Below are 11,490 nucleotides of genomic sequence, written 5' to 3' on the forward strand. Positions count from 1 at the left end.
GGCCCGGTGGCGCAGTTCAGTGCCGAATGGCTCGGCGATTCGGGCAGCGCGGGGAACTGGAGATGGTTTGCGCCCTGGGTTCGGGCGTTCGGTGCCCGGGAAGGTTCGGGCGCCGCGGTGCGAGAGCACCGGCGGCAAAGCATGAGGGACGATCGGCACCGTCAGGCGCCTGGGGGCACCCGCCTCGTGTTCGCCGACGCGCCGCCCCGCCGATCGAGTCGCTCGCATTGCCGGCCTCGCGCCGACGCCCGACGGCATCGGCGCGAGGCCCACGCGTCATTTGCCCGGCGCGCCGGCCGGCTCGAACACGAACGGCTGCGTCAGCGTGAACGGCGCGGGCCGGCTGCCGTCCGCGGCGTGCTGCGTGCAGTGCGCGCGCGACATCGCCGCCACGGCGGCCCGGTCCGCCGCCGCGTTGCGGCTGCTGGTGGTGACCGTCACGTTCCCGGGTTCGCCCTCGGCGCTGATCAGCGCGCGCACGAGCACCGTCAGTTGACGGTCGAGCGGACGCGCGTCGGATGGGTACGCGGCCACCGGAATCGAGCATGACAGCGTGTTGTCGTGCGACTGGAAGGTCGCGCAGCCGGCAAGCTGCGCAAGCACGAGCGGCAAGGCGAAATGCTTCGCGTGGCGAATCATGTGGAAGGCTTCCCCGTAGGTACGTCGCGCGGGCGTGCTCGCGATGGTGGCGCGCGCCGCGTGGTCTCGTTTCGTTGTGTCGCCGTTCGGAAGCGGCGCGCGCGACGAGCTTACAGCATCGACTTCGCCTGCGTCAGCACCTTGTCGCAAATCTGCTTCGTGAGTTGCTGCTTGATGCCGCCGCCGCTCAGGTCGAGCGTCTTGCCGTTGCCGGCGTCGAGGATGCCGCTGCTGCCGCTCGTGAACCCGGCATCGGCACCCGGATTGCCGCCGAGCTTGCCGACCAGCGCGTCCTTCACGGAACTCGCGCCGCCGCCGGCGAGGAACTGGTTCTGGATGCAGAACTGCAGCACGCCGGCCGCGTTGCCGAGGCTGCCCGGCATCAGCGACGAGCCGCCGCCCATCACGCCGCCGAGGCCGCCGAGATTGCCGGCGAGCCCGCCCGAATTCTGCGTGGCCGCGCCGCCGGCCTGCTTGAGCATGTCGCCGAACTGGGCCCAGGCCAGCGTGGCGGGCAACGACAGACCGATCATGACGCCGGCGGCAACGGCCCGGCCAGTGCGAAGTTTCATCGTGATCCTCCTGGTGGTGGACGGCGGTGCCGCCCATGCCGCTGTCAGGATAATCGAAGCTTCGCCGCCGACCGGGGCAGACGCCGCGCCATCCGGGTGGAATTGACGATCTTTGACGGATGCCCGTGGCGCCAGGGCGACGGGATCCATGCCGTGAAACGCACCAATGCGGCTGTTCGTTTCATTCACCGCATCCCGCGCCTCGCACGTCAACGCGAGGCCACCCGCGCTTCGCGCACGCGCACGCGTCAGTCGTCCGAATCGTCGCCGTCGTCATCGTCGTCCGCCGCGGCCATGTCCTTGCCGTAGCGGGCCACCAGCGCCTGCTTGAAGGCGCCCAGCGACGGCTGCGCGTCGACGAGCTTGTAGAGCGCCGCGAGCTGCGCCGGCCAGTCGTGCAGTTCCTCGGCGAAGATCCGCAGGCGCGCGACCGTGTCGAGCGCGTCGCCGTCGCGCCCGTCGAGCGCTTCGAGCACCGCGTAGCGGCGCAGCACCGTCTCGCCCGGCAGCAGCGCGATCGCGTGCTGGTGCGCGGCCAGCTTGGCCGGCAGACCATCGCGCGAGAGCGGCATCAGCGTCGCCGCGCCGTATTCGCCCCAGGCGCCGAACAGGAACGACGGCGCCTCGCGATACTGCTCGGCCGGATTCGCGCCGTAATAGAGCACTTCCGCGCGCTGATAGTCGCGCAGCACCGGATAGAGCGCGAGCACCGCCGCCACCGACACCACCGCGAACACCGCGTAGGCGAGCCGCCCGGGCAGCGCGCGCAGCGAGCGCGTCTCGAGCAGGCCGATCACGAACATCGCGGGCAGCGTGAAGAACGTGTATTGCTGCGGATACTCGACGAGCGCATGCATCAGCAGCACGCCCAGCAGCGCGAGGCCGTAGAGCCGCTCGCCGGTATGCGGCACGCGCAGCGCGCGCACGAACCACAGCAGCAGCGTGACGAGCAGTGCGCCGAGGCCGAGCACGCCCGATTTCGCGAGCAGGTCGATGAAGATGTCGTGCGAGTTGTTGGCGATCTCGACGCCGCCGAGCGCGCGCACCAGCTCGAACTGATGCAGCGGGAATTCGCCCCAGCCCACGCCGAGCCACGGATGCTCGCGGAACATCGTCAGGCCGTACTTCCAGAGCGCGAGGCGCGGCGCGATCTGCCCGGCGTCGCGCATGCGCTCGGCGGCCGATTCCGCGAGGCCGAGGTGGTAGTGCAGGTTGGCCCAGCGCACCGCCACGTTCACCGCGACGAACACCACCGCGAGCGCGAACGGGTACAGCCACGCCGCACCGCGCCCCTCGCCGCGCCGCGCCGCGGCCAGCGCCGCCCAGAGCCCCGCCACCACCATCACCGCCACCTGCAGCCACGGCCCGCGCGACACCGTGAACGCGAGCCCGGCCGACAGCACGACCGACAGCGGCAGCCAGCCCCAGGCGGGCAGCCGGCGCGCCTGCGCGAGGTACAGCGTGCTCGCGAGCGCGAACGCGATGTAGGTGGCCAGATGGTTCGCCTGCGCCATGTTGCCGTAAGGCCGGCGGTCAGCAAGCACGCCGTAGCTGACCACGAACGGCGAGAACGTATGTTCGAGATGGAGCAGCTGCACGATCTGGCAACCCACCGCGAACACCCCGCCGACGATCATCGCGCCGGCCATCATCCGCGCGACGGCCTCCACCGACAGCACGCGGCCCAGCACGTAGCCGGACTGCATCGCCACCAGCGCGGCGAGCAGGTAGCCGAGCGCGAGCCAGTTCATCGACGGCTGCGACAGCGGCAGCACCAGCGTCTGCACGATCAGCACCGCGCCGAACGCGAGCGGCGCGCCCCAGGCGAGCGGCGCCGCGAACGGCCGCATCGCGCGCTCGCCGCGCGCGAGCAGCACCACCAGCACGCCGAGCAGCGCATAGAGACCGAACGCGGTGAATTCGGAATAGAACGTCGGGATCGGATAGGTGTGGTTGGTGACCGCGTAAGGCAGGATCAGGGCGACGGCGAGCGCAATCAGCGCCAAAGAACGCAGAACGGAAGAAGGCATGAGCGAACCGGATGTCAGCAACCGGCGCACTATACAAAAATTTTCCGGTGCTGAGTCGCTCGCGTGCGCAACTGTCGGCACATCGTCAGCCGCGGGCCGGTTTTCGATGGTCCGCCCCCGTTTGCCGGCACATTGGATCACGCATCGCGTGCGCCGCGGGCGTGATCGCCATGCGCTGCCATCTCACCGCACCACGACCGTACCGCCCTCGGCATCGCGCCGCATTCACGCGCCACCGGCCGGCATGCCGGCAGACTCCCCCATGCCGCCGCGCGAAGCCGCCCCGCGCTAGCCGCGGCACTCCGGCGGCGCGAGCCGGCCCGCGAGCGTCGCCCCGTCGGCCGGCAGCGGCCCCGAGCCCGGCGCCGGCAGCGACGAGGCCGTCTTGCCCGCCGCGAAACACTCCCAGGTGATCGAGCCGGCCTGCAGCGTGCCCTTCGCGAGCGCGACACGGGCGGTGGGCGCCTCGGCGTTGTCGGGCGCGGACGGCACCAGCACCAGCGTGTTCGCGCCGGCCTGCGCGACGCGCGTGGTGTAGGCGATGCGGATCTGGCCGGTCTCGTCGTCGATCGCGATCGATTCGACGTTGCGCGTGGCGGGCGGCGAGCCGTAGCCGCTGCCGAGGGGCGCGCCGCTCGCCGCGTTCTCCGCCACCGCGAGCCGCGCCGACGAGGCGAGCGAGATGCCCTCGCCGACGCGGCTGCGGGCCAGATAGTCCTGATACGCGGGGATCGCATAGGCCGCAACCACGCCGACGATGGCCAGCACGATCATCAGCTCGATCAGCGTGAAGGCGCGCCGCCGTGTCCGGCACGAGCCGGCCGGCGCGCGGATGCGCGTGCCGCACAGGCGCCGCGAGAACTGCTGAAGGAGGGCAACGGACAAGGCTTCGAACATGACGGGCTCCGGAAACGAACGATTGCCCGCCGCTGACAGGACGGGCACGTCGATCGTAGCCAGCCCGCCAGGCGCGGGGCAGTCGGCCGGATGGCCAGCGTCGCGAGCGCGGCAAGGAAACGCTCCCCGCCCTCGCCCGCCGCGGCCGCGTCACGCCAGGGCCGCGAAGCCGCGCCTCAATGCGCGCCGGCCGTCCGGCGCCGCTTCCACACCGTGCCGGCCACCACCACCAGGATCGCCCCGGCGATGCTCGCGGCGTAACCGGCGGCGGGCGCGTCGAGCTGCTGCCAGCGGTCGAGCGCCGGGTCGGCGATGATCAGGCCGCCCGCGATCCAGCCGAGCAGCGCCGCGCCGAACATCACGATCACCGGGAAGCGGTCGAGCAGCTTCAGCACCAGCGTGCTGCCCCAGACGATCACCGGAATGCTGACCACCAGCCCGAAGATCACGAGCGCGAGCCGGTGGTGCGGATCGGCGCGCTCGGCGGCACCCGCGATCGCGATCACGTTGTCGATGCTCATCACCGCGTCGGCCACGATGATGGTGCGCACCGCGGCCCACAGCCGGTCCGCGCCCTGGATGCCGTCGTGCGCGTCGTCGGCCGGCACCAGCAGCTTCGCGCCGATCCAGAGCAGCAGCAGGCCGCCCGCGAGCTTCAGGAACGGAATGTCGAGCAGCAGCACCGCGAACGCGATCAGCACCACGCGCAGCACGATTGCCCCCACGGTGCCCCAGATCACGCCGCGCAGGCGTTGCGAGGCAGGCAGGTTGCGGCAGGCCAGCGCGATCACGACAGCGTTGTCGCCGCCGAGCAGCAGATCGATGACGACGATCTGCACGACGGCCGCCCAGTGAAGCGTGGCGAAAAATTCGATCATCGGCGGGAAACTGGAAAGAAGGATGGGAAGGAAAGCGCGCGAACGGCTCGCGCGCGGCGCGAATGGCTCGTGCGGGCGGCAAGGCTTGCCGTGGCACGAAACCGGATGCGATCGACAGGTGGCGCGAGCGCAGCGCGGTGAAGGCCGCACGTGACGGCCCGACGCGGCAGCCCGACGCGGCAGCCCGATACGGCAGCCCGATGCGGCGACCGGCCGTCACGATAAAACGCGGCGGCTGAATGCAACGCAACGACCGGATCCGACCCGCGCCGCCACCTTTCAACATCATCCACGAAGCCTAACAAAAAACGCCGGCGCGAGGCCGGCGTTTCGATGCTGCTGGGCGAAGCCCGGACGAAAACTCAGATCGCTGCCTTCAGCAGACGGCCCATTTCCGACGGGTTGCGCGTGACCTTGATGCCGCACGCGTCCATGATTTCCAGCTTCGCTTCGGCCGTATCGGCACCGCCCGAGATCAGCGCGCCGGCGTGGCCCATGCGCTTGCCCGGGGGCGCCGTGACGCCGGCGATGAAGCCGACCACCGGCTTCTTCATGTTGCCCTTGATCCACTCGGCTGCCGTCGCTTCGTCCGGGCCGCCGATTTCGCCGATCATCACGACCGCGTCCGTGTCCGGATCGTCGTTGAACATCTGCATCACGTCGATGTGCTTGAGGCCGTTGATCGGGTCGCCGCCGATACCGACCGCCGACGACTGGCCGAGGCCCAGTGCCGTCAGCTGCGCAACGGCTTCATACGTCAGCGTGCCCGAACGCGACACGACGCCGATGCGGCCCTTGCGGTGGATGTGGCCCGGCATGATGCCGATCTTCAGTTCGTCCGGCGTGATCGTGCCCGGGCAGTTCGGCCCGAGCAGCAGCGTCTTGCGGCCTTCACGGCGCATGCGGTCCTTCACCTCGATCATGTCGCGCACGGGGATGCCTTCCGTGATGCAGATCGCGAGATCGAGATCGGCCTCGACGGCTTCCCAGATCGCCGCTGCCGCGCCTGCCGGCGGCACGTAGATGACCGACACGGTCGCGCCGGTTTCGGCCTTCGCTTCCTTGACGCTCGCGTAGATCGGAATGCCTTCGAAATCCTCGCCGGCCTTCTTCGGGTTCACGCCCGCGACGAATGCCTCGCGGCCGTTCGCGTACTCGCGGCACGCGCGCGTGTGGAACTGGCCCGTCTTGCCGGTGATGCCCTGCGTGATGACCTTGGTGTCTTTGTTGATCAGAATCGACATGTATTGACCTCTGTTCGATAGGCGTCGCGAACGCGCGCGCCGCCATGCGTGTTCAAACGATGCTTACTTGCCGGCGGCCGCGGCGACGACCTTCTGCGCCGCTTCTTCCATGCTGTCCGCCGAGATGATCGGCAGGCCGGATTCGGCGAGCATCTTCTTGCCCAGGTCTTCGTTGGTGCCCTTCATGCGCACGACGAGCGGCACGCCCAGGTTGACGGCCTTCGAGCCGGCGATCACGCCTTCGGCGATCACGTCGCAGCGCATGATGCCGCCGAAGATGTTCACCAGGATCGCCTTCAGGTCCGGGTTCTTCAGCATCAGCTTGAACGCTTCGGTAACCTTCTCGGTCGTCGCGCCACCGCCGACGTCGAGGAAGTTGGCCGGCTCGCCGCCGAACAGCTTGATCGTGTCCATGGTCGCCATCGCCAGGCCCGCGCCGTTCACCAGGCAGCCGATGTTGCCGTCGAGCGAGATGTAGGCCAGGTCGAACTTCGACGCTTCGATTTCAGCCGGATCCTCTTCGTCCAGATCGCGGTACGCGACGATTTCCGGATGACGGAACAGCGCGTTCGAGTCGAAGTTGAACTTCGCGTCGAGCGCGATCACCTTGCCGTCGCTGGAAACATTCAGCGGGTTGATTTCGGCCAGCGATGCGTCGGTTTCCCAGAATGCCTTGTACAGGCCTTGCAGGATCGCGCGTGCTTGCGGAATCGAGGCGGCCGGCACGCCGATCTTCGCGGCGAGCTCGTCCGCCTGGGCATCGAGCAGGCCCGTCGACGGCTCGACGATGACCTTGTGGATCAGTTCCGGGTGCTTGTCGGCCACTTCCTCGATGTCCATGCCGCCTTCGCTCGAACCCATCAGAACGATCTTTTGCGTCACGCGATCGACGACCAGGCTGACATACAGTTCCTGCTTGATGTCGGCGCCTTCCTCAACCATCAGGCGGTTGACCTTCTGGCCTTCCGGACCGGTCTGGTGCGTGACGAGCTGCATGCCGAGGATCTGGCTGGCGTATTCACGGACCTGGTCGAGCGACTTGGCAACCTTCACGCCACCGCCCTTGCCGCGGCCGCCCGCGTGGATCTGCGCCTTGACGACCCACACCGGGCCGCCCAGCTCTTCCGCCACCTTCAGCGCCTCGTCCACCGAGAACGCCGGCTTGCCGCGCGGGACCGCGACGCCGAACTTCCGCAGGATTTCCTTACCCTGGTACTCGTGAATCTTCATGCGTGATTCCTTCAGTCTGAGAGTTGGATGAAAAGTCGATTGAATGTCGCTTCTTTCTACTGATGTTTCCGATCATTCGTGCGCGCCGCCCGCGCGGGAACGCGCGTGGCGGCTCGCGCCGAGCCATGTCGGAGAGAACGGCCGGCCCGCCTCGCGTCGGCGCCGCCCCGCGCAGCCGTGCCCGGTGTCGTTTGCCTGCCGTGCGGCGGCTGCCCGTGTACGCCGGGCGCGCACGAACGACACCCGCGCGGCCGACGAAGCGGTGCGCGATGCGACAGGAGAAAACAGGGGGGACGTGAACGCTGGGGGGGGAGCGACGAAGGCTCGGCAGGCGGGATGGGCGGCTTCGCGGCGACCGGAACGTAGTGCCCGGATGGACGACGCGGCGGCGTCGACGACATGGGATTCGCGATCGGCGCGGGTGCTGGGCCCGAGTTCATGGTTCGGCTGTCCACTCGGTCGCGTGCGTCGTGCCGATGGCGCCGCGCAATGCGGACCGACCGGCCAGGCGACGACGCTGCCTCGCACGCCGCCGCGCTGGTCGGTTTCCGCCGCGACCGCGCGATGGCGCGGCTGGCGTGACACGGGCTCGAATGACGGCATGCGAAAGGTTGAGGCCGAATAAGAAAACCGGCGGATTTTAGCATATCGAGACTTTGTCGCGCCGCCACGGAATATCCGGTGTGACCCGCATTGGCAAAGCGAATGCGGTGCAGCATGCCGGGTCGGATCCCAAGAAGCGCGCGCGGCGAACGCGGCGCGGCGCGGCCGCCGATCGATGCGCGCGGGGCGCCCGGGTCAAGGCAGGCAGGCTGCGGCGCGGCGGCCCCTAGCAATCACCGAACTCGTCGTCGCCGACCTTCAGCAGCTTCGCGATCGTCGCGCTGGAGAATCCGCGCGAGGCAAGGAAACGCGCCTGCTTCGCGCGCTCGGCCGGGGTGATCGGCAGGCTGCCGAACTTCTTGCGCCACACGGCCTGCGCGCGACTGAATTCGGTTTCCCGCAACTGCTCGCCGACCGACTCGACGAGCGCGCCGTCCACCGCGTGACGCTTCAGCTCGCCGAGCACGCGCGCCGTGCCAAGCCGCGACGCGCGGCGATGCACGAGGCTCTCGGTGAAGCGCGCATCCGACAGCCAGCCCTCGCGCTCGAGCGCATCGAGCAGCGCCTCGGGCTCGTCGTTTTCCTCGACATGGGGCGCCAGCTTGCGTGCGAGTTCCGAGCGGCTGTATTCGCGGCGCGACAGATAGCCGAGCGCGCGCCCTTTCAGCGAACGCGCCGGGCGTGTGGGCGCGGCGCGGCGCGTGTCGTTGGCTTCGGGGGATTCGGCGGACGATCCGGTGCCGGTGCCCGCTTGCGGCTCGCGGCCGTCGAACGGCCCCGGCGCGCGGCGCCGGCTGCCGGTGCCGCTGCTGCGCCGGCGGGGATGCTCGCTGGTACGGGAATATTGATCGCCGCTCGCGCTTTCGAAGTGCGTGCGGCCGGTGGACGAACGCGGCGTGGCCGCCGTGGACGGCCTCGCCGCGCCGTCACGAGCGGGCGTCGCGGAACCCGCCGCGCCGCGCACGGTACGGGCGCGAATGCCACGCGCTACATCGTGGGCGTCGAACGATTCGTCGTGATCGAAGACGTCGGCGGACAATGCTGCCGGCGTTGCCGAATTGGATGAACTGGCCGAGTTGGCTGAATTAGACGAAGCAGCCGAAGTCGCATAACCCGCCGCATCGGCCCCGCCACGCCTTCGCACGAGCGCGCCGGCATCGGGCACCTCGCCCGCAGCGGCGCGCCGAAACGACACGAGGGCATCGTCCGATGCCCTCGTTGCGGAGCGGCCCGCGGGCCGCCCGTCGCGCGAAACGGGCGCCGCCGTGGATCGATCGTCCGGCCCGCCGTCAGCCGCGCGATCCTCGCGCGGCGACGTGGGCGGCGAACCGTCCGGGCGGCCCCGGCCTCGACGCATCACTCTTCTTCGTCCATCACCTCGTCGGCTTCGGAGCTGCCGCCGATCACGTCCTGCGGCATCGCCACCACGCCGAGCGATTCGCGGATGCGGTTCTCGATCTCGCGGGCGATGTCGGGATTCTCGCGCAGGAATTCACGCGCGTTGTCCTTGCCCTGGCCGATCTTCTCGCCGTTGTAGCTGTACCAGGCGCCGGCCTTGTCGACGATCTTGGCCTGCACGCCGAGATCGATGATTTCGCCCTGGCGCGAGATGCCCTCGCCGTAGAGGATGTCGAAGATCGACTCGCGGAACGGCGGCGAGACCTTGTTCTTGACGACCTTCACGCGCGTTTCGTTGCCGATCACCTCGTCGTTCTTCTTGATCGAGCCGATCCGGCGGATGTCGAGACGCACCGAGGCGTAGAACTTCAGCGCGTTGCCGCCCGTGGTGGTTTCCGGGTTGCCGAACATCACGCCGATCTTCATGCGGATCTGGTTGATGAAGATGACGAGGCAGTTGGTGCGCTTGATCGTGCCGGTGAGCTTGCGCAGCGCCTGCGACATCAGGCGGGCCTGCAGACCCGGCAGCGAATCGCCCATCTCGCCTTCGATTTCAGCCTTCGGCACCAGCGCCGCGACCGAGTCGATCACGATCATGTCGACCGAGCCCGAACGCACCAGTGCATCGGTGATTTCAAGCGCCTGCTCGCCCGTGTCCGGCTGCGAGATCAGCAGTTCCGGCACGTTGACGCCGAGCTTCGCCGCGTACTGCACGTCGAGCGCGTGTTCCGCGTCGATGAACGCCGCCGTGCCGCCGAGCTTCTGCATTTCGGCGATCACCTGCAGCGTGAGGGTGGTTTTACCCGACGATTCCGGACCGTAGATCTCGACCACGCGGCCGCGCGGCAGGCCGCCGACGCCGAGCGCGATGTCGAGGCCGAGCGAGCCGGTGGAGACCACCTGGATGTCTTCCTTGGCTTCGGCGTCACCGAGTTTCATGATCGAGCCCTTGCCGAACTGCTTCTCGATCTGTGCAAGCGCGGCGGCCAGCGCCTTGCTCTTTTCCGCGGTCATCCCGGCGCCTTTCTTGCTATCTTCCATGAATCGTCCTTTGCTATGATGAGCAGCGTCTGATTGGGGCGCACCGGGCAAGCAAGCCGTTAGGTGCACGAATGCAGACACTGTATAAAAAAACAGTGGTTTGTGCAAGCCCGATTTGCGGGTTTCGCACGTCCGATTCACTCCGGAGACACCCGCGCCGGCGCCACCTCGCCGTGCCGCCGGCCCACGGCCACGCACCATGCGAATCCTGATTGCCGAAGATGACAGCATACTCGCGGACGGCTTGACCCGATCACTCCGCCAGTCGGGCTATGCCGTTGATCACGTGTCCAGCGGCGTCGACGCCGACACCGCGCTGTCGATGCAAACTTTCGATCTGCTGATCCTCGACCTCGGCCTGCCGAAGATGCCGGGCCTCGACGTGCTGCGGCGCCTGCGCGCTCGCAATTCGGTGCTGCCGGTGCTGATCCTGACCGCCGCCGACAGCGTCGACGAGCGCGTGAAGGGGCTCGACCTCGGCGCTGACGACTACATGGCCAAGCCGTTCGCGCTCAACGAGCTGGAAGCGCGCGTGCGCGCGCTGACGCGGCGCGGTGCCGGCGGCGGCCCGACCGTGATCCGCCACGGCTCGCTGAGCTTCGACCAGGTCGGCCGGCTGGCCTATGCCAACGAGCGCGTGCTCGAACTGTCCGCGCGCGAACTCGGGCTGCTGGAAGTGCTGCTGCAGCGCGTCGGCCGGCTCGTGTCCAAGGAACAGCTGGTCGATCATCTCTGCGAATGGGGCGAGGAAGTCAGCAACAACGCGATCGAGGTCTACGTCCACCGGCTGCGCAAGAAGATCGAACCGAGCGGCGCGCGCATCGCGACCGTGCGCGGGCTCGGCTACTGCCTCGAAAAAGCCGCGCCGGCCGCCGATCCCGCCCCGGCCGCCGCCTCGGCCGACCCCGCCGCGACGCCGTCGCTGCGCTGACGGGCGCCGCGCCGCGCGCGCCACGCC

General features: G+C 68.9%; 10 protein-coding genes. 1 reads left to right on the top strand and 9 read right to left on the bottom strand.

Annotation, left to right across the window (positions count from 1 at the left end; all coding sequences use genetic code 11):
* Positions 1 to 276: 276 nt before the first annotated feature.
* The 9 genes from bpln_RS15335 to recA all read right to left on the bottom strand — a co-directional run bounded on the left by bpln_RS15335 (position 277) and on the right by recA (position 10,532).
* Positions 277 to 639 carry a TonB family protein gene (locus bpln_RS15335; protein ID WP_042625905.1) on the bottom strand — a complete coding sequence of 121 codons (363 nt, stop codon included), beginning with the start codon at positions 637 to 639 and terminating at the stop codon, positions 277 to 279.
* Positions 640 to 749: 110 nt separating this feature from the next.
* On the bottom strand, positions 750 to 1,211 hold the full coding sequence (locus bpln_RS15340) for a DUF2501 domain-containing protein (protein ID WP_042625906.1): 462 nt from the start codon (positions 1,209 to 1,211) through the stop codon (positions 750 to 752).
* 248 nt (positions 1,212 to 1,459) lie between these two features.
* Entirely contained in the window at positions 1,460 to 3,241 is a 1,782-nt protein-coding gene (locus bpln_RS15345) for a PglL family O-oligosaccharyltransferase (protein ID WP_055139205.1), read from the bottom strand.
* 288 nt (positions 3,242 to 3,529) lie between these two features.
* Positions 3,530 to 4,138: a pilin gene (locus tag bpln_RS15350; protein WP_055139206.1), complete on the bottom strand. Its 609-nt coding sequence runs from the start codon at positions 4,136 to 4,138 to the stop codon at positions 3,530 to 3,532.
* A 176-nt stretch (positions 4,139 to 4,314) separates the two neighbouring features.
* Positions 4,315 to 5,016, bottom strand: a complete 702-nt coding sequence (locus tag bpln_RS15355; RefSeq protein WP_042625909.1) for a TerC family protein — start codon at positions 5,014 to 5,016, stop codon at positions 4,315 to 4,317.
* A 362-nt stretch (positions 5,017 to 5,378) separates the two neighbouring features.
* A complete protein-coding gene (sucD, locus tag bpln_RS15360; protein WP_042625910.1) occupies positions 5,379 to 6,260 on the bottom strand; it encodes a succinate--CoA ligase subunit alpha in 882 nt (293 codons plus the stop codon).
* Between the two features lie 63 nt (positions 6,261 to 6,323).
* Positions 6,324 to 7,490, bottom strand: coding sequence for an ADP-forming succinate--CoA ligase subunit beta (gene sucC / locus bpln_RS15365; RefSeq protein ID WP_042625911.1), 1,167 nt, complete (start codon positions 7,488 to 7,490; stop codon positions 6,324 to 6,326).
* Between the two features lie 829 nt (positions 7,491 to 8,319).
* The gene (gene recX / locus bpln_RS15375) at positions 8,320 to 9,450 is read right to left on the bottom strand and encodes a recombination regulator RecX (RefSeq protein ID WP_082465298.1); all 1,131 of its coding nucleotides are present in this window, start codon (positions 9,448 to 9,450) and stop codon (positions 8,320 to 8,322) included.
* On the bottom strand, positions 9,450 to 10,532 hold the full coding sequence (gene recA / locus bpln_RS15380) for a recombinase RecA (RefSeq protein ID WP_042625912.1): 1,083 nt from the start codon (positions 10,530 to 10,532) through the stop codon (positions 9,450 to 9,452). The genes recX and recA overlap by 1 nt, the downstream gene beginning before the upstream one ends.
* 199 nt (positions 10,533 to 10,731) lie before the next feature.
* On the opposite strand from recA, the gene bpln_RS15385 reads away from it, so the two are divergent.
* Positions 10,732 to 11,463: a response regulator transcription factor gene (locus bpln_RS15385; RefSeq protein ID WP_042625913.1), complete on the top strand. Its 732-nt coding sequence runs from the start codon at positions 10,732 to 10,734 to the stop codon at positions 11,461 to 11,463.
* Positions 11,464 to 11,490: the final 27 nt, after the last annotated feature.

Origin of the sequence: Burkholderia plantarii, assembly GCF_001411805.1 — a bacterium.
GTDB classification, from domain to species: Bacteria; Pseudomonadota; Gammaproteobacteria; order Burkholderiales; family Burkholderiaceae; genus Burkholderia; species Burkholderia plantarii.